This is a genomic window from Streptococcus sp. KHUD_012 (assembly GCF_052588255.1).
Map to the genome: position 1 here is coordinate 977,820 of NZ_CP159355.1, position 23,366 is coordinate 1,001,185.

General features: G+C 44.2%; 17 protein-coding genes. 15 read left to right on the forward strand and 2 right to left on the reverse strand.

The genetic code is table 11. From position 1 onward, the window contains the following. Positions 1-56 precede the first annotated feature (56 nt). From rexB to ABVF55_RS04665, 3 genes are read left to right on the forward strand one after another with little or no spacing between them, the layout of a single operon-like run. Complete coding sequence (gene rexB, locus ABVF55_RS04655; protein ID WP_445285610.1) at positions 57-3,323, forward strand: ATP-dependent nuclease subunit B; 3,267 nt, start codon at positions 57-59, stop codon at positions 3,321-3,323. Beyond that, complete coding sequence (gene addA / locus ABVF55_RS04660) at positions 3,320-6,985, forward strand: helicase-exonuclease AddAB subunit AddA (RefSeq protein WP_445285646.1); 3,666 nt, start codon at positions 3,320-3,322, stop codon at positions 6,983-6,985. The genes rexB and addA overlap by 4 nt, the downstream gene beginning before the upstream one ends. 3 nt (positions 6,986-6,988) lie before the next feature. Next, on the forward strand, positions 6,989-7,306 hold the full coding sequence (locus ABVF55_RS04665; protein ID WP_070595026.1) for a DUF4298 domain-containing protein: 318 nt from the start codon (positions 6,989-6,991) through the stop codon (positions 7,304-7,306). 406 nt (positions 7,307-7,712) lie between these two features. Here ABVF55_RS04665 and ABVF55_RS04670 read toward each other — a convergent pair whose 3' ends face one another. Beyond that, on the reverse strand, positions 7,713-7,883 hold the full coding sequence (locus ABVF55_RS04670) for a DUF3042 family protein (RefSeq protein ID WP_003002781.1): 171 nt from the start codon (positions 7,881-7,883) through the stop codon (positions 7,713-7,715). An 83-nt stretch (positions 7,884-7,966) separates the two neighbouring features. Between ABVF55_RS04670 and miaA the strand changes: the two genes are divergently transcribed. From miaA to ABVF55_RS04720, 10 genes are all read left to right on the forward strand, one after another. After that, a complete protein-coding gene (miaA, locus tag ABVF55_RS04675; protein ID WP_155173041.1) occupies positions 7,967-8,854 on the forward strand; it encodes a tRNA (adenosine(37)-N6)-dimethylallyltransferase MiaA in 888 nt (295 codons plus the stop codon). Then, positions 8,847-10,094, forward strand: a complete 1,248-nt coding sequence (gene hflX, locus ABVF55_RS04680; protein ID WP_031576943.1) for a GTPase HflX — start codon at positions 8,847-8,849, stop codon at positions 10,092-10,094. Before miaA ends, hflX begins: the two co-directional genes overlap by 8 nt. Continuing rightward, positions 10,078-10,707 carry a cystathionine beta-lyase gene (locus ABVF55_RS04685; protein ID WP_272107217.1) on the forward strand — a complete coding sequence of 210 codons (630 nt, stop codon included), beginning with the start codon at positions 10,078-10,080 and terminating at the stop codon, positions 10,705-10,707. Before hflX ends, ABVF55_RS04685 begins: the two co-directional genes overlap by 17 nt. Positions 10,708-10,710: 3 nt before the next feature. Beyond that, positions 10,711-11,640: a ribonuclease Z gene (rnz, locus tag ABVF55_RS04690; RefSeq protein ID WP_003011107.1), complete on the forward strand. Its 930-nt coding sequence runs from the start codon at positions 10,711-10,713 to the stop codon at positions 11,638-11,640. Position 11,641: 1 nt separating this feature from the next. Then, positions 11,642-12,397 (forward strand): SDR family NAD(P)-dependent oxidoreductase, encoded by a 756-nt coding sequence (locus tag ABVF55_RS04695; RefSeq protein ID WP_125826459.1) that lies wholly within the window; start codon positions 11,642-11,644, stop codon positions 12,395-12,397. A gap of 10 nt (positions 12,398-12,407) precedes the next feature. After that, positions 12,408-13,118: a class I SAM-dependent methyltransferase gene (locus ABVF55_RS04700; protein WP_445285611.1), complete on the forward strand. Its 711-nt coding sequence runs from the start codon at positions 12,408-12,410 to the stop codon at positions 13,116-13,118. Between the two features lies 1 nt (position 13,119). Next, complete coding sequence (locus tag ABVF55_RS04705; RefSeq protein ID WP_049522952.1) at positions 13,120-13,524, forward strand: GNAT family N-acetyltransferase; 405 nt, start codon at positions 13,120-13,122, stop codon at positions 13,522-13,524. A 240-nt stretch (positions 13,525-13,764) separates the two neighbouring features. After that, complete coding sequence (locus tag ABVF55_RS04710) at positions 13,765-15,243, forward strand: hypothetical protein (protein ID WP_445285612.1); 1,479 nt, start codon at positions 13,765-13,767, stop codon at positions 15,241-15,243. 104 nt (positions 15,244-15,347) lie between these two features. Further along, positions 15,348-16,823: a hypothetical protein gene (locus ABVF55_RS04715; RefSeq protein ID WP_445285613.1), complete on the forward strand. Its 1,476-nt coding sequence runs from the start codon at positions 15,348-15,350 to the stop codon at positions 16,821-16,823. 34 nt (positions 16,824-16,857) lie between these two features. Continuing rightward, entirely contained in the window at positions 16,858-17,622 is a 765-nt protein-coding gene (locus tag ABVF55_RS04720; RefSeq protein WP_118095358.1) for a hypothetical protein, read from the forward strand. Between the two features lie 191 nt (positions 17,623-17,813). Here the strand turns inward: ABVF55_RS04720 and ABVF55_RS04725 are convergent, their stop codons facing one another. After that, positions 17,814-19,973 carry an Ig-like domain-containing protein gene (locus ABVF55_RS04725; RefSeq protein ID WP_445285614.1) on the reverse strand — a complete coding sequence of 720 codons (2,160 nt, stop codon included), beginning with the start codon at positions 19,971-19,973 and terminating at the stop codon, positions 17,814-17,816. Between the two features lie 479 nt (positions 19,974-20,452). On the opposite strand from ABVF55_RS04725, the gene recJ reads away from it, so the two are divergent. Continuing rightward, the gene (gene recJ / locus ABVF55_RS04730; protein WP_445285615.1) at positions 20,453-22,678 is read left to right on the forward strand and encodes a single-stranded-DNA-specific exonuclease RecJ; all 2,226 of its coding nucleotides are present in this window, start codon (positions 20,453-20,455) and stop codon (positions 22,676-22,678) included. Further along, positions 22,675-23,271: a TipC family immunity protein gene (locus tag ABVF55_RS04735; protein ID WP_320909922.1), complete on the forward strand. Its 597-nt coding sequence runs from the start codon at positions 22,675-22,677 to the stop codon at positions 23,269-23,271. The genes recJ and ABVF55_RS04735 overlap by 4 nt, the downstream gene beginning before the upstream one ends. The last annotated feature ends 95 nt before the right edge of the window (positions 23,272-23,366 follow it).

A 23,366-nucleotide genomic window follows, 5' to 3' on the forward strand; every position in this document is an offset into this window, starting at 1 on the left:
GATATAATAAGAAGATAACAAGCTCTCAAGAAAATGTCAAAAGGAGAACGGATCGGATGAAATTACTCTATACGGATGTTCGGACCCCCTTGACCCAGGTCCTGACACAAGAAGCCGTAGGGTTAGTAGAACAGGGCAAGCGTGTGTTTTACATTGCGCCCAACTCTCTTTCCTTTGAAAAAGAAGCCAAGGTCTTGTCCTATTTAGAAGGTCAGGCTTCTTTTGCCATTACCGTCACGCGCTTTGCGCAAATGGCCCGTTATTTCATCCTGAATCAGGTTTTTGAGGAGCAACCCTTGGATGACATCGGTCTAGGTATGCTATTTTTTAAAGCTCTTTCCCACATGAAGGAGCAGGATCTCAAAGCTTACGGGGCCCTGCGCAAGGATCCTCAGTTTATCCAGCAACTGGTCCAGCTCTGTCATGAATTGCAGACGGCCCAGATGGATTTTACCGATTTAGAGTTGCTCGAGGAAGCTGAAAAAAGAGAGGACCTCTTGGCGATTTTTGAAGCGGTCTCTGAGATGCTGGTCCAGCACCGGTATGAATCCCAGTCCAAGATCGCCTTTTTCCTCAATCAGGTCGAAGAAGGGCAGCTGGAAGAGCAATTACAGGATGTGGCGATCGTTGTCGATGGCTTCACGCGTTTTTCTGCGGAAGAAGAGGCTTTGATTAGTCTCCTTCATCGAAAAGGAGTGGAGATTGTCATCGGGGTCTATGCCAGTGAAAAAGCCTATCGGGCAAGCTTTAGAGAGGGCAATCTTTACCAAGCCAGTGTTGACTTTCTCCTTCAGCTGGCAAAGATTTTTGAGGTACAGCCACAGTATTGTGGGCAAGCGATCGAAGACTCCTTTAGTCGCATTACCCGCATGTTAGAAGCGCGCTATGATTTTTCACAAGTGGAAAATGAGCTCAAAGAGGACGATCGAACAGCGGTCCAACTCTGGCAAACCAATACGCAAAAAGAAGAGTTGGAATTTGTCGCCAAATCCATCCGTCAGCGTCTTCATGATGGGGCCCGCTATCGGGATATTCGGGTCTTGTTAGGCGATGTAGAAGCTTATCAACTGCAGCTCAAGACCATTTTTGACCAGTATCAGATCCCCTTTTACTTGGGACGAAGTGAGGCCATGGTCCACCATCCCTTGATTCAGGTCATTGAATCGCTAGGGCGGATCAAGCAGTTCAATTACCAGACGGAAGACGTCATCAATCTGTTAAAAACGGGTCTGTATAGTGATCTGACGCAAGAAGAAGTTGATGCTTTTGAGCAATACCTTCGCTTTGCGGAATTAAAGGGTACTACAAAATTTCACAAGCCTTTTACTAGCAATCGTCAAGGTAAGTTTAATTTGGAAGAGCTCAATACTCTCCGGCAACGCGTCGTAGAACCTCTAGTCCCTTTCTTTTCACAGCGCAAACAAAAGGTGACCCGTCTCTTAACCTCCTTTACAGAGTTTCTGCAAGAGGCTCAACTTTCTCAGAATCTCCAAGCTTTGATCAAGGATCTAGCCTTGGAAGAGCAGGAGCGCTATGATCAGGTATGGAAGGCCTTTCTCCATGTCTTAGAGGAGTTGAACCTGGTCTTTGAGGACCAAGGGCTGACAGTGGATGACTTTTTGGCCCTCCTCTTATCGGGGATGCAATTGTCTCAATACCGGACAGTTCCTGCTACTGTCGATGTGGTGACGGTTCAGTCCTATGACTTGATTGAACCCTTGACAGCGCCGTATGTCTACGCGATCGGGCTGACCCAGGAGCGTTTTCCAAAGATTGCTCAGAATACCTCTCTGCTCAGTGAAGAAGAGCGCCAGCAGCTCAATGAGGCCACCCAAGAAGGAGCAGAGCTCCAGGTGGTGACCAGCGAAAATCTTAAGAAAAATCGCTTTGTGGCAGTTTCGCTTCTCAATGCGGCGACCAACCAACTAGTCCTATCGGCTCCTAGCTTGGTCAATGAAATGGAAGATAGTGTCTCTCCTTACCTTGTCGAATTGACCAAGGAACCTATTGCCATCGAGTGGACGACCAAACAAGCTCAAGCCTCGAGTGATGATATCGGGACCTACCGAGCCCTTTTAGCGCGCGTGATCGAACTCCATCAAGAAGAAATTACGAGTGAGTTGTCTCCTGAAGAAGCCAGCTTTTGGGGTGTGGCGGTACGGGTCTTGCGCAAGAAATTAGCCGCTGAAGGCATCCAGATTCCTCAGATTTCAACGGAATTAAAGAGCCGTCAGCTTCAGTCGGATACGCTTCAAGCGCTCTACCCTGAGGGCAAAGCCTTGACCTTATCCGCTTCTGCCTTGAATGAATACTACAAGCACCAGTATGCCTTTTATCTGCGCTATGTCTTGGGCCTACAAGAAGACGAAACCATCCGGCCAGATGCCCGCAGTCATGGGAATTTCTTGCATCGGATCTTTGAAAGAGTCTTAAAAGATAGCTCCGATCAAGCTTTTGATCGGCGATTAAATGAGGCGATTCGAGAAACCAGCCAAGAAGCAGAGTTCCAGCAATTGTATGGAGAAAATGGAGAGACCGAGTTTATTCGCAACTTGCTTCTTGATACCGCGAAAACAACGGGGCGTGTCCTCGCCCAGCAAAATGGGATCGAGACCATCGGTGAGGAGACCCTCTTTGGTGGAAGTACCCACACCTCTTATCCATTGTCCGATGGCCGTCTCCTGCAGCTACGAGGCAAGGTGGACCGCATTGATCAATTGAGGGATCGGGGAGCCCTCGGAGTCGTGGACTACAAGTCCAGTCTGACGCAGTTCCACTATGACAAGTTCTTTAATGGACTAAATTCTCAATTGCCGACCTATCTTTCTGCGATTCAGGATTTGAAGGAATACCAAGAAGAACAAGGGATATTCGGAGCCATGTATTTGGAAATGGGAGATCCTGTAGTGGATCTGAAAAAGACCAAGACAATAGAGGATGCCATCAACCAAACCATGAAAAGTCAACAGTACAAGGGGCTCTTTATGGCAGATCAGGCGCCTTATCTGGGCGAGGCCTATGACAAAAACAAGGCCATGATGCTGAGTAAGGAAGAGCTGGACTTGCTCCTCTTGTACAACGCTTATCTCTATAAAACAGCAGCAGAAGGGATCCTCAAGGGGCAATTTGCCATCAATCCCTATAGTGAAAATGGGCGCAATATCGCACCATTCGTGGAGCAGTTTAAATCCATCACAGGATTTGAAGCGGATCGTCACCTAGGTCAGGCACGGTTCTTGACCAAACTAGACCAAAAAGGAATACGCGGTGAAAAGGTGAAAGCCGCTTGGATCGAGAAGATGAAGGAGGTCTTGAACAAATGATCAAACAAGCATTTTTGACAAGAGAAGAAATCAAGGCCCTCCAGGTCCAAGAGGCAGCTTCTACCAAAGAGCAAAAGCGGACGCCAGAACAGATCGATGCCATCTATAGTTCGGGGACCAATATCCTGGTGTCGGCCTCTGCTGGATCAGGAAAGACCTTTGTCATGGTGCAGCGGATACTGGATCAGATGCAGCGTGGCATTTCGATTAAGGAGCTCTTTATCTCAACCTTTACGGTCAAGGCAGCAGGGGAGCTTAAGGAGCGTTTGGAAAGTGAACTTGGAAAAGCCCTGCAAGCGAGCGATGACCCAGAGCTCAAGCAACACCTGGCCCGTCAAATCGCAGATGTCGCCACCAGCGATATCGGAACCATGGACTCTTTTACCCAAAAGGTCCTAACGCGCTATGGCTATTTGCTTGGGTTGGCACCCCAGTTTCGCATTTTACAAAACGCTAGTGAGCAACGCCTCTTACAAAATGAAGTCTTTCAGGCTGTTTTTGACCGCTATTACCAGGGGGAAAACCAAGAAGCCTTTGTGCAGATGGTCAAGAATTTCACGGGACAGCGCAAAAATTTAACCTTGTTTAAAGAACAGATCTACCAGATCTATGACTTTCTTCAGTCGACCAGTGATCCGGAGAAATGGCTGGAAGAGCATTTCCTAAAAGGTTATGAGGAGACTGATTTTGAACAGGTTGAAGGTGCTCTGATGGAGAGCATCCAGCAGGCCCTTTATGAGGCAGAAAGCTTTTTTGCCTTTCATTTGTCCAATGAGGGCCAAGCATTTGGCAAGGCCAAATATTTGGAAGCTGTCGAAGAGGTGCTCGATCAAATTGGAAGCCTGACAGGTCCCACCAATAAAGAGCAACTGACCTCTGTCCTAAAAGCAGTCGTGGCGATTAGTCGGGCTTCAAATGGGGGAGCCTTGACCAATAGAGCTCGTAAGGAAGAGTTGAAAGAGTTAGTCACGGCTTATAACCAGGATAAAACCATACATATCAACCGCCTCAGAGACTTGGAAAATCAGCTCTATCAGCTGGAATTTCAACAAACCTTCCACCAAGAAGAAGGCCCCATGCTCTCCTTGCTACGGGACTTTATCAGAGACTTTTCTCACGCTTATCTGGAACGAAAAATCCAAGAAAAGGCTTATGAATTTGGAGACATCAGTCATTTTGCGATTCAAATTTTAGAGCAATTCCCAGAGGTGAGACAAGCCTTTCAAGAGCGATACCATGAGGTCATGGTCGATGAGTACCAAGATACCAACCACACCCAAGAGCGGATGTTGGACTTGCTATCAAATGGTCACAATCGCTTCATGGTGGGGGATATCAAGCAATCCATTTACCGCTTCCGTCAGGCAGATCCACAGATTTTCAATGATAAATTTAAGGCCTACCAAGAAGAAGGGGCAAAAGGGCGGTTGATCCTCCTCAAGGAAAATTTCCGGAGTCATGTGGAAGTGTTGGATGCGACTAATGATGTCTTTCGCCATTTGATGGACGAAGAGGTAGGAGAGATTGACTACAATCAAACCCACTATCTAGTTGCAGGAAGTGACAAGCAGTTGATAGCCTTGCCACAACATCGGGCAGAATTTTTGCTCTATGATGGCAGCCAAGACCAGGAAGAAAAGGCCGAAGACGAGGAAGCTGCTTCTGGACTCGAGACGGTTTCCAAGGGAGAAATTCTCCTTGTCATCAAAGAAATTTTACGCCTCCATCGGGTGGAAAAAGTGCCTTTTAAAGACTTCACGCTCTTGACCGCGACTCGAACGCGAAATGACGCGATTCTGGAAGCCTTTGACCAGTATCGTATCCCGATTGTGGCAGATAGCGGCCAGGCGCATTATCTTGAGTCACTGGAAGTGATGGTCATGCTGGATACCTTGCGGACCATCAACAACCCTTTGCATGATTATGCCTTAGTAGCCCTCATGAAATCCCCCATGTTTGACTTTGATGAAGATGAATTGGCACGGATTTCCTTGCAGTCGCTTCCAGAGCAAAAGCAGGTGGCCTTCTACCACAAGGTCCAGTTAGCCCTTGAACAGACTGCAGAGCATGCAAATCTGATTGATACCAAGCTCCTCGCTAAAATCGAGACGTTCCTCCAGGTTTTATCTACTTGGCGGGCTGCTGCCAAGACCCATTCGCTCTATGATTTGCTGTGGAAAATTTATGAGGATCGCTATTACTATGACTATGTCGGCGCCCTTCCAAATGGCGCCCAGCGCCAGGCCAACCTCTATGCATTGACGCTTCGGGCCAATGATTATGAAAAAGCCAGCTTTAAGGGCTTGTCGCGCTTCATTGCCATGATTGACAAGGTGATCGAAAATGAACACGATTTGGCCAGCGTCCCTCTTGCGGCGCCAAAAGATGCCGTCCAGCTCATGACCGTCCATAAGAGTAAGGGGCTGGAATTCAAGTATGTCTTTATACTCAATATGGATAAGGCCTTTAACCGTAAGGATCAATCGGGGCCAATCATTCTCAGTCGTCAAAAAGGGATTGGCTTTAAATATGTTGCGAATCTGCCAGTTGAGACAGAAAATCCTGCTGCTCCAGAAACCATTCGCCTGCAGATCGAAACGCCTTGCTACCAACGCAATGTGGAAGAAACAAAATTGGCCACGATTTCGGAGCAGATGCGTCTTCTTTATGTCGCTATGACACGGGCTGAGCTCAAGCTCTATCTGGTCGGAAAAGGCCGTGAAGACAAACTGCGTGATACCGATTGGGGGACTAGTCGCAATGGCAAATTGGATCCGGAAAAACGAAAAGAATGGACCTCTTATCAGGACTGGCTCTTTGCTATTCAAGATGTGTTTACCAAGAATACCCTGGCCTATGACACACGTTTTGTGACAGACGAAGACCTGACACCAGACCAGCTTGAGCCACTAGAGAAGGAGAAGGATTCCCGCTTCGATCAGCTCAAGGATATCCGTCAGTCAGAGGATATTCGTCGGGCCTTGGATATCTTGGAAAATGTTGATCGGCTCAATCAGCTCTATGCTCCGGCTATTCATTTACCAAGTGTCCGTACACCTAGTCAGATCAAGAAATTCTACGAGCCGGTCATGGATGCCAATGGCGTCCAGATCATGGATGCAAAGCTAGTTGCGCCTAAGTTTGAGCTTCCAACTTTTGGGCAAGAAAAAGCTGTGACAGGAGCCCAGGTAGGTAGTGCTGTCCATGAACTCATGCAGCGCGTGCCTCTTGGAGAAGAAATCACGCTGGATACGTTGCATCAAGCCTTAGAGCAAGTTCAAGCAGAGCCAGCGGTCAAAGCCCGTATCAAACTAGAGGCCATCCTTGCTTTCTATGAGACGCCTTTGGGGACCTTGCTTCAAAAAGAAGCCTCTCGAGTCCGTCGCGAAGCTCCCTTTGCCATGCTGAAGAAAGATCCTGCAAGTGGAGAGGACTTTGTCGTGCGGGGGATCTTGGATGGTTATTTGGTGCTAGAAGACCGGATTCTGCTCTTTGATTACAAGACGGATCACTACAAGGTTCCTAGCCAATTGGTCGAACGCTACCGGGATCAGCTCGATCTCTATGCAGAAGCTCTTCGTCGTTCTTATGGCAAAGAGCAAGTAGAAAAATATCTCGTGCTTCTAGGTGGCCCCCATCTAGAAGTGGTGAAAGTGGAGTAAATCATGGCAATTGCACAGGAAAACATCGAACGGATCCAAAGAATGGAAGGTTATTTGAATGACTATGCCAAGACTTTGGAAGAAACCAAAAAAGCAGTGGATCAGCTAAGAGAGCATCAAGATAGCTATATCCAACTGCGCGATTATTATAGTAGTCAGGCCTATTTTGATGACTTGGACTTGTCCAATCAAGCTGACTTTCCAGCCGATCTTCCTTGTGGTGTCTTGTCCGAAGATGCCGTCTATGATTTGTTAGACGAGCATTTTCAGATGGGAGTGGAACTCTTGGAGATCGCAACGAAGATGATCAAAGAACGGTGAAATTTCAATCTAAACTTCTTTGAACCACACAAAAAAGCTCCGGTTTTCCGGAGCTTTCAAATTGAAGATAAACATCAACAAAGAAACTTTCCTCAGGTGAGTACGGACGTCAGCGAACTTCTACGAAGTTCCATAGCTAATTATTGAGCCCCTTCGCTCTTGAAATTCTTAGCTCAGGCTAAAACAGTTCCCCGAACTGTTTTACTCTCAATAATTCCGAGTACCTGAAACAGCTCCTGTTTCAGGTACTTTTGTCACTGCGGAAAGAAAAATATATAAATGATGACATAGTGAATTGTAGGATTACTTGACTAATTCATTGGATATTTCGACTGACTTATTAAAATGTAAAAGCAACTAACAACCACACAAAAAAAGCTCCGGTTTCCCGGAGCTTTTTGAATGATTAGTGTGAGACACGGCGACGTGCTGCTTTTTTGCGGTTTTCTTCGATGAAAGCTGCTTTTTGTTCTTCTGGTTCGATTACTTTCTTCTTGAATGTGTAAACTGCACCTGCAACAGCAGCAACTGTACCAGCAACACCAGTAACAAAACCTTTACCAAATCCTTTAGCCATGAGAATTTCTCCTTTTCTGAACTTTAAATATTTATGTTATAATATATGGTAACGAAAAAACGTGAATTTTGCAAGGAAAAACGATGAAAACCAAGATAATTGTGATTGTGGGACCGACTGCTGTTGGAAAAACAGCTCTTGCGATCGATTTAGCGCAAGCCCTCAATGGTGAAATTATCAGTGGCGATAGTCAACAAGTCTATCGTAAGCTAGATATAGGAACAGCTAAGGCGACACCAGAAGAGCAAGCTGCAGCTCCCCATCATTTGATCGATGTGCGGGAGGTGACCGAGTCTTACTCAGCTTTTGATTTTGTAAGAGAAGCTAAGACTGCGATTGAGGATATCACAGCTCGAGGCAAGCTTCCTATCATTGCAGGTGGGACGGGCCTTTACATCCAAAGTTTGCTCGAAGGTTATCATCTAGGTGGTGAAGTTCCTCATGAAGAGATTCTGGCCTATCGCGCTCAATTGGATTTGTTGTCGGATGAAGACTTGTACCAAAGGGTAGCGGAGCAAGGACTTGTCATTCCTCAGATCAATCGCCGTCGGGCCATGCGGGCTCTTGAAATTGGGCATTTTGGGCAGGACCTCGCAAACGAAGAGACCGATTATGAACCCTATCTCATCTGTCTAGATGATGATCGATCCTTGATCTATGAGCGCATCAATCGCCGAGTAGATCGCATGCTAGAGGAAGGCTTGCTGGATGAAGCTCGGTGGCTCTATGATGACCATCTGGAGGTTCAGGCAGCTAAAGGGATTGGTTACAAGGAACTCTTTCCTTACTTTAAGGGAGAGCAGAGCCTTGAGGAAGCCAGTGAGATCCTCAAGCGCAATACGCGGCGCTTTGCCAAACGGCAGTTGACCTGGTTTCGAAATCGGATGGAAGTAAAATTTTACGCCATTTCTGCCCCCCACTTCAAGGAGCAGGTTCTTGCAGATGTAAAGGAGTTTTTACAGCATGATTGAAACAGAAAAAAAACAAGAACGCATCCTTTTGGTCGGTGTGGAACTTCAAGGTATGGACAATTTTGACATGTCTATGGAGGAGTTGGCGAGCCTGGCTAAAACAGCTGGTGGAGATGTACGGGGCTCTTATACACAAAAGCGGGAGAAATACGATACCAAGACCTTTGTCGGCTCAGGAAAACTAGAAGAAATCGCTCAAATGGTCGAAGCAGATGAGATTACGACCGTGGTGGTCAATAACCGCCTGACCCCCCGTCAAAATGTCAACTTAGAAGAAATCCTTGGGGTTAAGGTCATTGACCGGATGCAGTTGATTTTAGATATCTTTGCCATGCGGGCTAGGAGTCATGAAGGCAAGTTGCAGGTGCACTTGGCCCAGCTCAAATACCTCTTGCCACGCCTTGTCGGTCAAGGAATCATGCTCAGCCGTCAGGCTGGGGGAATTGGTTCTCGTGGACCAGGGGAAAGTCAGTTGGAGTTGAACCGCCGGAGCGTTCGCAATCAAATCACCGATATCGAGCGTCAGCTCAAGGCAGTTGAAAAGAACCGGGAAACCCTTCGTGAAAAACGCTTGGAATCACCTGTCTTTAAGATTGGTTTGATCGGCTATACCAATGCAGGAAAGTCGACCATTATGAATCAGTTGACCAGTAAGAGCCAGTATGAAGCCGATGAACTCTTTGCGACTTTGGACGCCACAACCAAGAGCATCCATCTAACAGGCAATCTGCAAGTAACGCTGACCGATACGGTTGGCTTTATCCAAGATCTGCCAACAGAGTTGGTATCAAGCTTTAAGTCGACCTTGGAAGAAAGTAAGAATGTAGACCTTCTGGTCCATGTCATCGATGCATCTGACCCCAATCATGAAGAGCATGAAAAGACGGTACTTTCGATCATGAAGGACCTGGATATGCTGGAGATCCCTCGCTTGACGCTTTACAACAAAGCAGATAAAGTAGCAGACTTTACACCAACCCAGACACCTTTTAGCTTGATTTCAGCACGCTCTGAGACAGCCCGTGAAGATCTCCAGGCTTTGCTTCTAGAAAAATTGAGAGAACTCTTTGTTCCCTTTACCATTCGCGTTCCCTTTTCAAAATCTTATCGGACACATGATCTAGAAACAGTTGCGATCATTGACCAGCGCGAATTTGAAGAGGATGTCGAGGTCATTCAAGGATATATCGCAGAGAAAAATAAGTGGAAGTTGGAAGAATTTTATGACGGATTACGTTGATTTAGCAATAAAATATGGGGGCTATACTAGCCTCGATCGGGTCTATCTGAAAAATCTATTAAGCACGATCCCTGAGGAATTGCGGCTCCGTGTGATTACACCTCCCCCAAGTGTGATCAATGCTTATTTCGCAGAGCTCTACCAAAAGAAGAGTCCCAAGGAGGCCATGGATTATTTCTTGGACTTGAGCCGAGCATTTGACTTATTCACAGTTCAGCAAAGCTTTGATGAACAAAAACCTTTTATCCGCCTCAACTTATCAGGTCAATCTTACGGTTTGGCCTACCTAAATGAAGAGATAGCCTGTGTTTTTGCTGAAGATCCAGCAGAGGATATCAACCCTGCCATTTTATTCGAAATCGCAGAGATCTTTCCGCATTGTTTGGTCTTTGAAAAAGATGGCAAGATCTGTCTGCAAGAGGCCGGCCCAGAAGTGGTCACTAAAACAGAACCCCTCTCAGCTCTGACGGATTTGATGACCTTGGAAGATGGACGCTTGAAACTGTCAGGATATAACCAAGAAGAGCTCCTCGAGCTAGTGCAAGCCTACCCAGGCGACCTTTCTTTCCGTTCAGAGAACCGGACGGCCATGATTTATATAGATAGAAAGTAGACAATGGACATTCAATTTTTAGGAACGGGAGCTGGGCAACCCTCAAAAGCCCGTAATGTATCGAGCCTAGCGCTCAAATTGCTGGACGAGATTAATGAAGTCTGGCTCTTTGATTGTGGCGAAGCGACACAGAATCAAATTTTAGAAACGACCATTCGTCCGCGAAAGGTTAGCAAGATCTTTATCACTCACCTACACGGAGACCATATTTTTGGTTTGCCAGGTTTCCTCTCTAGTCGGGCCTTTCAGGCCAATGAAGAGCAGACGGATCTGGATATCTATGGACCAGTAGGAATCAAATCCTTTGTGATGACTAGTCTTCGCGTATCAGGCTCTCGCCTGCCTTACCGCATTCATTTTCATGAATTCGATGAACATTCTCTAGGTAAGATTTTAGAAACCGATAAATTCACGGTTTATGCGGAAGCTTTGGACCACACTATTTTCTGTGTGGGTTACCGGATCATGCAGAAGGACTTGGAAGGGACGCTCGACGCAGACAAGCTGAAGGCAGCGGGCGTTCCATTTGGGCCGCTCTTTGGCCAGGTCAAAAATGGACAAGATGTCACCCTGGAAGATGGCACTAAGATCATTGCTGCGGATTATATTTCAGCCCCTCGGCCTGGTAAGATTATCACGATCCTTGGAGATACCAGAAAGACTGATGCCAGCGTCCGCCTCGGGGTCAATGCGGATGTCTTGGTCCATGAGTCTACCTATGGCAAGGGCGATGAGAAGATTGCTAAGAAACACGGTCACTCGACCAATATGCAGGCGGCAGAAGTGGCGCGTGAAGCTGGAGCCAAGCGCCTTCTTCTCAACCACATCAGTGCTCGCTTCTTATCAAAAGATATCAGCCAATTGCGCAAGGATGCTTCCAGCATTTTTGAAAATGTCTATGTCGTCAAAGATTTGGAAGAAGTGGAGATCTAAGATGCGAACCATTCTCATAACAGGAGCAAGTGGAGGCTTGGCCCAAGAAATGGTCAAGCTCCTCCCTGAAGACCGGCTGATTCTCCTAGGTAGAAATCAAGAAAAACTGGAAAAGCTCTATGCCAGTCATCCTCAAGCTGAATGCATCGGGATCGATATCACTGATTCCTCAGCCGTCCAAGATTTGGTAGAAGAGCTCTATCAGCGCTACGGACAGATTGATATCTTGGTCAACAATGCAGGCTATGGGATTTTTGAGGCCTTTGATCGCATTTCTGACCAGCAGGTGCAGGAGATGTTTGAGGTCAATACCTTTGCCCTCATGCAGTTTTCACGCTTGATGGGTGCGCACATGAAGGAAGCAGGCAAGGGGCACATTGTCAATATCGTCAGCATGGCGGGTCTCGTTGCAACTGCCAAATCCAGCCTTTATTCGGCGACCAAGTATGCGGCCATTGGCTTCTCCAATGCTCTGCGTTTGGAACTCATTCCCTTTGGTGTCCATGTGACGACGGTCAATCCAGGCCCCATTCGGACCACTTTCTTTGATCAGGCAGACCCAGACGGAAGCTATGTCAAGGCTGTGGATCGCTACATTTTGGAACCAGACTTTGTGGCTAAGAAGATCGTGAAAAGCTTTGGAAAACCAAAACGTGAGCTCAATCTGCCTTGGCTTTTGAACCTGACCCACAAGCTCTATACTCTTTTCCCACGCATCTCGGACAAGCTAGCCTGCAAGATGTTTAACTTCAAATAGGAGGAGATCGATGGCCGCAAATATTCAAGCCTATTTAGAGAACCTCCAGCAACCCTGGGGACAGATCTATTATGATATCCTTTTTGAACAATTGAAGGACATCAAGGGAAAGCGGGTGCTCGATTTCGGCAGTGGCTTCGGCCTGGTAGCCAACCACCTGGCGCAAGACAATGAAGTCCTTGCTGTGGAACCCAATGAAGAAATGGTGGCTTTTCGGGCCCAGGACCGTCCCTACCAGCAACTCGTCGGGAGTCTGGACCAGTTAGCAAGTCTTGAAGATGCTAGCTTTGATGTCATTCTCTGCCACAATGTCTTGGAGTATGTGGAGGATCGCAAGGATGTTCTCAAGGAATTCACCCGTCTCTTAAAACCAGGAGGCCTGCTCTCTATCGTTAAGCACAATGAGGTTGGCCGCGTCCTGCAGACCGTCGTCTTTGAAAATGATACTCAAAAGGCCCTTGATCTCCTAGCAGGTCAAGACCTGGAAACCCACTCCATGGGTTTGGCACAGGCCTATTATCTAGATAGAGAAGTAGAAGATCAAGCCCTCGAAGTTCTGGACTACCAAGGAATTCGAGTCTTTTACGCCTTACAGGACAATCGCTTCAAGGGCAAAGAAGGCTGGCGAGAGTCTATGCTCAAGATGGAGCTAGCTGTTTGCCAAGAGTCCCCTTACCGGGATATCGCCTTTTTCCAGCACTATAGATTAAAAAGGAGTTAAGATGTTCCATTACAAACAAGAAATTCCAGCGATGACAGACCTAGTCGCACTCTACAGTTCGGTCGGTTGGACCAATTATACCAACAACCCAACCATGCTAGAAGAAGCTGTCAAAGCCAGTCTCTGGCAGTTGGCCGTCTATGATGAGAAAGAGCTCGTCGCCTACATTCGTTTGGTAGGAGATGGCCACTCTGTACTGTTGGTGCAGGACCTCCTGGTGCGACCAGATCACCAGCGCCAAGGCATCGGAAGGAAACTCTTAGAAGAGGCTTTAGCGAACTTCCCAAATGTCTATCAACGGCTTCTCGTCACAGAACGGAGCGAGAAGAATCTAGCCTTTTACCAGTCTCTGGGCTTTGTCGAACTTTCAGAGCAAGCCTGTACAGGGATGATTTATATGAAATAAGAGAGTGGGATAGAAATCGGTAATTCGTTAGAATTCGATTTCGTCGTCCCACCTCCGCACAGTTGAGTAGGGCTGTAAAAGCTGATGAAATCAGCGTAGTAGAGCCCACTCAACCACTGCGTCTTGCTCGACAATCCAAAAATAATTGAGAGGCTAGGACTTTTGTCCCAGCCTCTATCTATTTGACTGACAAAAGGGGGGATTGGTGGTAAAATGAGGAAGAGATTAGGAGGAGATGAAATGAAGAAGAAAATAAAATGGGGCCTTGTCTTATGTTCGGTACTTATACCAGTATGTTTGAGTGCCTGCAAACAAGGAACTGTAGAAAAACAAGGTTCTTCGAATAAAGAAGTACAGAAGAAAATCGATCGAAAAAACATTCATTTTGACAAGACAGGACCTGCAGCAACATTTGATTGGGATGCAAAGAACAGTATCAGATACATAACGTTTGAAAAACTTCCACAATATATGAGGTCAGATGATAGCGATGGTATTTCAATATATGGACAGCAACCGAATGAAGTCTCTCTATCTGAGGAAGGAAGAGTTCAAAAAGCTTTGCAGGTCGTTGAAGGAATCTATGTAGATCCAAGGGGAATAGACACAGTAATCAAGGCCAATGGGGCAAAAAATCAAGAAGATATGTATACTCGACTCTGGAACGATTATATTATCCCTAAAATTGAAAAAAACAGTAGTACTTTTGATCCAAATACTTATGTGGAATATCTTGGTGAGAAGTACCCCCTCAAAATATATGGTCCGATGTATTTGAAGCTCATGACGAATGCATTGAGCTTTGGAAAAAATTATGAGTTAAAGGGCTATGCAGTTAAGGGAAACAAAGTATTCATTCGCATTCAGGTACCAACTTACTTCCCAGAGCTTTTATCGAGAGGGAATAAATATTATAAAAATCCTAATGAGTCAGATTTCAATCAAGCCTTCTATGATTGGCTCGATGAATTCCATCAAAGGTATGCTGAAAAAGAAACAAATCGTGATGATCATATTTCCTATATCATGCTTTCAACAGTTTTACAACAGTTAGTTAACAAAAATTTCGAGGCAACCTCATTATCCGGTTATGCTGATAGTAAAACTTCGCCTACGGAATTCACGGTTGAAATGGAAGTGACAAATCAAGGTGATGTTCGAATTGATTTAAAAAACTTGGCTATTCTCTTACAAATCCCTCAACAAATGAAGGGAGAGAATCAGTATGGTAAGGAAGACGAGAATAATATCTTTTGGACTATCCCATCTGGAAAGAATAATGATGGACAAAAGATAAAAGAAAAATTAAAGAATTTTAATCCCAAAAATCCTGTTAAAAGTTATGTACTTGGAGAGCCAGTTGTATTTGCAAATGGCTTAGAAGTTACACTGAATAGTGTAACAGACGATCCAAATTTGGATGTTCAGGATGATCAAGACCGTATCGATACAAGGAAAAAACAACATCGATTGATCGTCGAATTCACCCTATCGAATACAACACCTCTCAGTATTGCAAATACTCCAGATTATACAAATGTAGATCTCTATGATGGCCAGGGGAAATCTGCTTATATGTTGAATAACACTTTAAATTACAAACAGCCAACAGTCCTTGAAGCAGGAGAATCTGGTATATATAAAATTAACTATTTAACAGATGGGGATGGACCATTTACGGTTGTTTATGGTGATGCAAAATGGGTCATTCCAAAATAAAGAAGAATCCTAATCTTTAGTCAGCTTATTGTAAAAGTTAGTTAGTTTAAGAAATTATAAGAAGCTTCAGTTGTCAATATATTATTAAAGAAATTTATTCATATGTGGTTGGAAAAATCGGAAAACTTTTAAAAAAAACTGACGAACAAATAAGGGAAAAAATGCGGACAGGAAGTAGAAAAGAGAGAATGAAGAAGATTTTTAAATCAATTAAGTTTTGGATATTTGTATTACTTGTTACTTTAGCAGGTGGATGGTTTATCCAATATGAAATTCATAAGCGTGAAATCTCACAATTTGTAACTTGGAAACCTCGTCCAAACATAGTTGACTCCCAATTTATTGCAGGTGGGAAAGCAGTAGCCATTCAATGGGATAATAAAGAGGAAGTGGATGAGGCGCTGGAAGCATATTCGTATAATTCAAAAGTTAAAGTAGAATGGTTTATAAATGGTGGAAATAGTGAACGGTACATTGCACAAGAAAGTTACAAATTAAAATCTGACCCACGTCTCTATTTTCAATATTATATTCGTGGTAATCAAGTTCCTTACCTAACTACAAATAAAGCACAAAAGGGAGAGTACTGGCTCATTGATGTCTATGATACCAAGGACAAGCGCTTAGTGAAGAAAACATATGATGTTTTTAAGATAGTACGAGATATGAATAAGAATTATATCCCCTTATCTGTTAAAGTTTCTTCTATGTTGTTGGATACAGATGATGGAGAAACATACATTCCGATTGATATTCTTGTCGATAAGAAAGACAAATATATTGTAGAACCTGGAAATATCTATGTACAAACAGAGTATCAATCTCGTATAGGGTTAATGAATGTTAAGGATGGAAAGTTCGCTTGGAAAACCTCATCAGGCAAAGGTTATGAACAAGTTCAAAAAGAAAATCGAGAAAGCGACAAAGACTTGCATCCATTTGAATACAATTTTGAAGGAGGACGATTGCAGCTCCAACATTCACGGTTGTTATTTACAGATCGTAGTGATGAGGCTAAGGACATCCCATTGAAAACACTCTATCCGAAAGTATATTCGATTTTAAGCAAAGGGAATAATCCAACTACTGTAAAATGGGATGAAAAACCGACAAAAGGGGAGAATGCCTACCTATACTTTCTCGGACCTGAAGATCTCAACTTTGATATTTCATTTTTGGAACTGCTTTATAAAGTTCCAGAGCAGCGTTCAGGTGGATGGTATGATGTCCTACAGTATCATAAGATACCAGCAGAGCTTTCAAAAGATGGGCAAGAACATCTTGCGAATAACAAAAAAGAATTTTTCCAATATTTTAAAAAGGAATTAAATCAAAGTAAGGATACTACAGAGTTCTCATTGCTGAGACGCTTATATGAAGTACAGAACTACGTGGTCTCTAGAGATTTTGGTCAGTCCTTCGGTAATCTGACCATACCAGATGAGTATACTAAAGATGGGAAGGTTCATGTCGTTCAAAATGATGAAGAATTCTTCAAATATATGGATTTAGAGAAAATTCCTAATAAAAAGATGAAAGAAGATATTAAAAAAATGTTCCCATATGATGTAAAAAAATAATCGATTAGGTCGGATTTAACAAGGAGGTCAGGCTATGAAGCCAAACTATTTCAAACTATTCGCAGGAATTCCACTTATTCTTTGTTGCCTGTTTCTTTCCAGTTGTAAGATCATGAAACCGAGTGATTATAAAAAAGCGAAGGAAGTTGTCAGCAGTGAGCTTGCTAAGGTTGGTCTTCATGGAAATGTTAAAATTAATCGTCTTTCCTGGCAGGCTTTAGAAATTCCAGGTTATAATGTCGATTTTACTTATTCGGAGAAAACCTATGACGGTCAAACCGTACCTCTTGAGGTGCATGCTTTCTTACAAAATGACTGGTCTGATCCCTATGGACAAACCACTCCAAGTTATAAAGAAGTTTTTACAGAGCAGAAGATAGTACAGAAAAAAGAGGCCCAACTACTGGATAAGCTTAAAAAGCAGGATTTAGGCCTGACTCTCTCTTATTTTCATTTTATCTCCAATGTTGATTCTTCTTATCAAAAGGAGTCTGCAGAAGAGTTGGAAGAACTGGCGGCTCAAAATAGGCAAGAAGGAAAGAATGATTTCGCGGGTTATTACCAGATTCCGTACGCCACCCTTATTCAAAAGGGGATGGTTCGTATGATGATCTCAGTAGAAGATGACCAAGCCATCCAGGAAAAGGATTTAAAAGCTGCTGCTAAAAAGTTGGATGCCAGTGATCTTCCAGATGGTGATTATGATTTCTATTATCTGGATTTCAAGAATAAAGATCATGAATCCATCACTTATAAATTCAACGTTAAGGATGGACAGGTTGTGAAATTGGATCAGTAAAAAAGGTAAAATAGAAAAAACGACAGCTCAGGATGAAGGTCCCTGAGCTGTTTTTGTTATCTATTAAAGAAAAACGGGATAAAAAAGAGAACCTTTCGGTTCTCTCTTATTTGTTTCAACTTCTACGAATGAGAGTAGAAGTTTCTTCGTTAGGGGGTTGATAGAAGTAAGGACTGTTCCTAATGATACGATTAGTTATCAGTCAATTTCCGTTTGATTCCAACAGCACCTGCTAAGACAAGAATTCCTGAGAAGACAAGTCCAGATGCAACAACTTCACCTGTATTTGGAAGAAGCGGTTTGCGACGTCCACCATTGTTTCCACCATTTGAACCTGGCGCACTTGGTGTCGTTGTGGTACCAGAATGACTAGGTTTACTTGGCTTTTCGGGTGTAGTCTTAGGTTCTACAGTTGTAGTCGTAGTGGTTGTTGTATCTTCCTCACTACTATTATGATTTTCTGGTTCCTCTGGTGTTGTAGTAGGAGGAGTCTCAGGTGTTGTAGTTGAAGTAGTCTTAGGCTCTGGAGTCGTAGTTGAAGTAGTCTTAGGCTCTTCAGTTGTAGTTGAAGTAGTCTTAGGCTCTTCAGTTGTAGTTGAAGTAGTCTTAGGCTCTTCAGTTGTAGTTGAAGTAGTCTTAGGCTCTTCAGTTGTAGTTGAAGTAGTCTTAGGCTCTTCAGTTGTAGTTGAAGTAGTCTTAGGCTCTTGAGTCGTAGTGGTTGTAGTTGTAGGCTCTTGAGTCGTAGTAGTTGTGGTAGTAGGCTCTTGAGTCGTAGTAGTTGTGGTTGTAGGCTCTTGAGTCGTAGTAGTTGTGGTTGTAGGCTCTTGAGTCGTAGTGGTTGTGGTTGTAGGCTCTTGAGTCGTAGTAGTTGTGGTAGTAGGCTCTTGAGTCGTAGTGGTTGTAGTTGTAGGCTCTTGAGTCGTAGTAGTTGTAGTTGTAGGCTCTTGAGTCGTAGTAGTTGTAGTTGTAGGCTCTTGAGTCGTAGTTGTAGTAGTCGTAGTGGTTGTTGTTGTAGTTGGTTTATTTGATGTGTTGACCACTTTAATCACGTTGTCATCATCAATTTTCTCAACTTTAGAAGTGTAACCTTCTGGAGTGTTTGTTTCCACTACTGAATATTCAATTGCCTTACCGTCTTTGATACCTGGCAAATTCGTAAATGCTGCTTTCCAGCCAGAAGCTTTTGTAAGAGTTTGTGTCATCCCATCCAAGGCTTTGCCGTCCGCATACAATTGAACCGTAATATCTTTACGGTCAGCTTCCTCATCACCAACCCATTCTTTTTGAACAGTGATAGTTTTGTCACCGCTCACCCAGAATTTCAACTCGTTGTTGTTCCAGAAGGCTGGATCTGTTTGAGGTGTTGTGATTTCATCAGCTGTCAATGTAGCGTTGTTATCAACACGGATGGTTGTCTTAGGAATTAATGTTTGGTATTCAACGATCAATTCATCGCTAGATGCTGTTTTAAAGACATCACTGACATCTGATAAATTCACGGTAAATCCATTACCGTCTGCATCGAATTTCACATGTTTCCAGAAGTCCCAACCAGAAGCCACCACTTGTCCACCTTTCCTTAAAGTGAAGGATGGTTTCAAGTAAGTTCCCACAAAGAATTCATTTGCAGCGTGATTTGCGGCAGGAGCAAAAGTGATTTTTGAGTAATCGACTGCTGGAGCTTGGATTTTATCTGATACAACAGGGTTTGTGAGGGCTTGTTTCTTACCATCCCCGTTGATACGGATGAACCATTTTGTCAGATAGTAGTCATCACCAACATTCATCCATGCATAGTTTTCAGATGCGTCTAATTTGAATTGCTTAGCTACATAGTCACCTGTAAGGTTGTATTTATTTAAGACTGATTCAAATACGCCAGGACCGTCAGGACGTGTAATGATGACAGATTCTGAACCGACTTTAGAAGTGGCGGTCTTGTTTCCAGGATTTCCTGGAGTGCTATCCCATTCTGCTTTGTATGAGAATCCACCTTTGACATTTTCGTTCATGGATTCGATTGCTTTTTTAAAGGTAAAAGTAATCTTTTTGTTTGTCATCGAAATGGTTGCGACTTCAGCTCCATTAGCTTGGAGTGATTGTGTTGCGATTTCAGTGATATTGACACCTTCTGGAGCATCAATGGTAAATGTATCACCGTCTTTAACTGATTTACCAGTTAAATCCCAGTCAAATGAAAAGGTAACCTTTTGTCCATTTGTTTGGGCCTTTAAGTTGGTGACGGTTGGTGAAACAGTGGCCGCGCTTACGGGTTTGATCACAGACAAGCCCAAGGCTACCACACCGATGATAGCTACAAATGCAACTATCTTTTTATAAAGAGATTTCAATTGGCCTCATTTCCTTTCTTCTGCCTGCCCTTTCCGAGGCTTTTCTATATAGTGATATATCCTAAAATAGAAAGGCTTCTAATTTCTACTCCATGAAACCAGCTGCCTCAGTTTAGGATAGATCGATGAATTATATGCTCCCCTTTATGTATTAAAGGAAAACAAACTCACCGACAACATCAGTTCAAACCCTCTAACTACGTTTGTTTAGATAGAAAAACAAGGGAAATGACAAGCGTCATAATGTTAAAGTGATAATAAACGTTACAAATTTTAACAGAATAATCATCCCATTGCATATTTAAAAGATTATTATCAACATTATTATATTCTTTTAGTATGATAAGTCAAGTTAAATGCAACAAAAATAACGAAAAATGTTGATTTTTGTTTTTGTATAGGTCGACCTTTTATTTCCCGCCATTTTAGCCTTTCATGATATAATAATCAGATAAGAAAAAGAGGAGACCAAAAGCTAGATGATCACTTCAAAATACGATTGGCAGTTAGCTTCGCCAAGTGCAGATGAGGCCTTTTTAGCCCTTGCCAAAAAAGCAGGCCTAGAATCATCCGTAGCAACCTTGTTGTATGAGCGTGGCATTCAGACCAAAGAGGATTTAGAAGACTTTTTAGAACCCAAGCTGGAGAAGCTACACGACCCTTATTTGCTCCATGATATGGACAAGGCAGTGGAGCGCATCCGACGGGCCATTGAAGATTATGAGCAGATCCTCATCTACGGTGACTATGACGCGGACGGGATGACCTCGGCCTCTATTATGAAGGAAACCTTGGAGCAGATGGGTGCAGAGGTGCAAGTCTACCTCCCCAACCGCTTTACAGACGGCTATGGTCCCAATGAGAGTGTCTACAAATACTTTATCGAGCAGCAAGGCATTTCCCTGATTGTCACGGTGGACAATGGGGTCGCGGGCAATCAAGCCATTGCCATGGCTCAAGCGATGGGAGTCGATGTTATCGTGACGGACCACCACTCCATGCCAGAGGTTTTACCGGATGCATATGCGATCATTCATCCCGAGCATCCAGATGCGGATTATCCTTTCCATTATCTAGCAGGATGTGGTGTGGCCTTTAAGTTGGCCTGTGCCCTCCTAGAGGAAGTACCAGTCGATCTCTTAGACCTGGTAGCAATTGGGACCATTGCTGACATGGTCAGCCTGACAGATGAGAATCGGATTCTGGTCAAATACGGCCTGGGTGTTCTCCAACATACCCAGCGCATGGGCTTGCAGGAACTCTTGGAGATCGCAGGGATTCGTCCGGAGGATATCAATGAAGAAACAGTTGGTTTTCAGATTGCTCCTCGTCTCAATGCCCTTGGACGCCTCGATGATCCCAATCCGGCCATTGAACTCCTGACAGGATTTGACGATGAAGAGGCGCACGAGATTGCCCTCATGATTCATCAGAAGAATGAAGAACGAAAAGAGATTGTTCAAAGCATCTACGATGAAGCAAAAACCATGGTCGAGCCGAGCTTATCCGCTCAGGTCTTGGCCAAGGAAGGCTGGAATCCAGGGGTCCTTGGTATTGTCGCTGGTCGTTTGTTGGAAGAGCTTCATCAGCCGGTCGTTGTTTTAAGTATCGAAGATGGACGGGCTAAAGGAAGCGCTCGGAGTCCTGAGTCGGTCAATATCTTTGAGGCCCTCGATCCCCACCGGTCGCTCTTTGTCGCCTTTGGAGGGCATGCCGGTGCAGCAGGGATGACGCTCGAGGTGGACCAACTCCCTGCCTTGTCTCAGGCTCTTACGGATTACATTGCAGAACAAGAGATTGATCTCAGCAGCAAGTCTAGCTTAGCCATCGACGAGGAACTGCATCTAACAGAACTAACGCTTGAAACCTTGAAAAGCTTTGATCGCTTGAGTCCTTTTGGCATGGACAATAAAAAACCAGTCTTTCTGATCCGTAATTTCAAGGTAGAAGGGGCACGCTCGATGGGAGCTGGCAATACCCACTTGAAACTCAAAATTTCTCAAGAAGATGCGACCTTTGAGGTGGTGGCCTTTGGCTTGGGAAGCTTAGAGGCAGAGTTTGCGCAGGCGCAAGACCTGGAGTTAGCTGTGCAGTTGTCGGTCAACCAATGGAATGGTCAAACGACTCTCCAGCTCATGCTGGTTGATGCGCGTGTGGACGGTGTGCAGCTCTTCAATATCCGCTCTAAAAATGCCAGCCTCCCTGCAGGTGTTCCCGTTCTGGATTTTACCCAAGAACTGCCAGATCTGACAGGCGCATCCGCTGTTGTAGTTGGAAATATCCCTGAGGATATAGAGCAACTACGGCAAATCTTCCAAGAGCATGATTTCCAGGCTGTCTATTTCAAAAATGAGATCGCCAAAGCCTACTATCTGACAGGATATGGTAGCAGGGACCAGTATGCCAAGCTCTATAAGACCATCTATCAGTACCCAGAGTTCGATGTCCGCTACAAACTCAAAGATCTAGCAGCCTATCTCAAGATCCAGCAGATCCTCTTGGTCAAAATGATCCAGATCTTCCAAGAGCTGGGCTTTGTGACCATTGAAAATGGGATCATGAAGGTCAATAAAGCAGCAAAAAAACGGGAAATCACAGAAAGCACTATCTACCAAAAACTCAAACAAACGGTGAAAGAACAGGAATTAATGGCTCTTGGAACAGTTCGCGAAATCTATGATTATCTGACAGGACAGGCCACATGAAAAAACACCTAAAACACTTCCTCTGGTTCACACCCATCTTACTTTTTGGCCTTTATTGGCTGGGAATCTACCTGAGCCTCAAAAACCCTATGGAAGAGATCGTTTACTCTGAAAATGGTGGGCTGATGCGCTATGTGATGTTTAAGCCCTATACAGAAACGATAGGGAACGATGATATTTGGAAAGAAAACGAGGATTTTCAGACCTACCCCTATTCTAAAGGAATTGTCGATGCTAACGAAGAACTGTCCGTGATGATGTTTAGGAGAACGCCCAACTGGACCTATATGTATGATCTTCAATTGGAAAAAGGTGTGACACTTGGTTTTATATTTAAATACAACTCATCCAAAAAGTTGTTTTTCCAGAAAGAGGTCTACCTTTCTAAAGAAGATACTACCTACGAGGGCCAACAACTCCTTGAGCAACTTGCCACCTATGGCAAAGACCGTACTTGGTTGAAAAACCAAAGCAAGAAGGTCGCCGAACAATACATCCTGGGTACTTGGTTTAAGAATGGAAGTTCTCGTTATTCCTTGAAAAAGCTGGGTGATATGAAAATTGAGTACAACAAATTAATAGAAGGACAGTAAAAGGCTCTTCTAACAATTATTATCCCGCATCTTTTTCAGATGTGGGATATTTTAGTGTATATAAATATAATAGGAGATCAGTTACAATGAGGCTT

Bases quoted from the DNA above. Each gene is read 5' to 3' on its own strand.
- rexB (WP_445285610.1), top strand. From the start codon at position 57: ATGAAATTACTCTATACGGATGTTCGGACCCCCTTGACCCAGGTCCTG.
- addA (WP_445285646.1), top strand. From the start codon at position 3,320: ATGATCAAACAAGCATTTTTGACAAGAGAAGAAATCAAGGCCCTCCAG.
- ABVF55_RS04665 (WP_070595026.1), top strand. From the start codon at position 6,989: ATGGCAATTGCACAGGAAAACATCGAACGGATCCAAAGAATGGAAGGT.
- ABVF55_RS04670 (WP_003002781.1), bottom strand. From the start codon at position 7,883: ATGGCTAAAGGATTTGGTAAAGGTTTTGTTACTGGTGTTGCTGGTACA.
- miaA (WP_155173041.1), top strand. From the start codon at position 7,967: ATGAAAACCAAGATAATTGTGATTGTGGGACCGACTGCTGTTGGAAAA.
- hflX (WP_031576943.1), top strand. From the start codon at position 8,847: ATGATTGAAACAGAAAAAAAACAAGAACGCATCCTTTTGGTCGGTGTG.
- ABVF55_RS04685 (WP_272107217.1), top strand. From the start codon at position 10,078: ATGACGGATTACGTTGATTTAGCAATAAAATATGGGGGCTATACTAGC.
- rnz (WP_003011107.1), top strand. From the start codon at position 10,711: ATGGACATTCAATTTTTAGGAACGGGAGCTGGGCAACCCTCAAAAGCC.
- ABVF55_RS04695 (WP_125826459.1), top strand. From the start codon at position 11,642: ATGCGAACCATTCTCATAACAGGAGCAAGTGGAGGCTTGGCCCAAGAA.
- ABVF55_RS04700 (WP_445285611.1), top strand. From the start codon at position 12,408: ATGGCCGCAAATATTCAAGCCTATTTAGAGAACCTCCAGCAACCCTGG.
- ABVF55_RS04705 (WP_049522952.1), top strand. From the start codon at position 13,120: ATGTTCCATTACAAACAAGAAATTCCAGCGATGACAGACCTAGTCGCA.
- ABVF55_RS04710 (WP_445285612.1), top strand. From the start codon at position 13,765: ATGAAGAAGAAAATAAAATGGGGCCTTGTCTTATGTTCGGTACTTATA.
- ABVF55_RS04720 (WP_118095358.1), top strand. From the start codon at position 16,858: ATGAAGCCAAACTATTTCAAACTATTCGCAGGAATTCCACTTATTCTT.
- recJ (WP_445285615.1), top strand. From the start codon at position 20,453: ATGATCACTTCAAAATACGATTGGCAGTTAGCTTCGCCAAGTGCAGAT.
- ABVF55_RS04735 (WP_320909922.1), top strand. From the start codon at position 22,675: ATGAAAAAACACCTAAAACACTTCCTCTGGTTCACACCCATCTTACTT.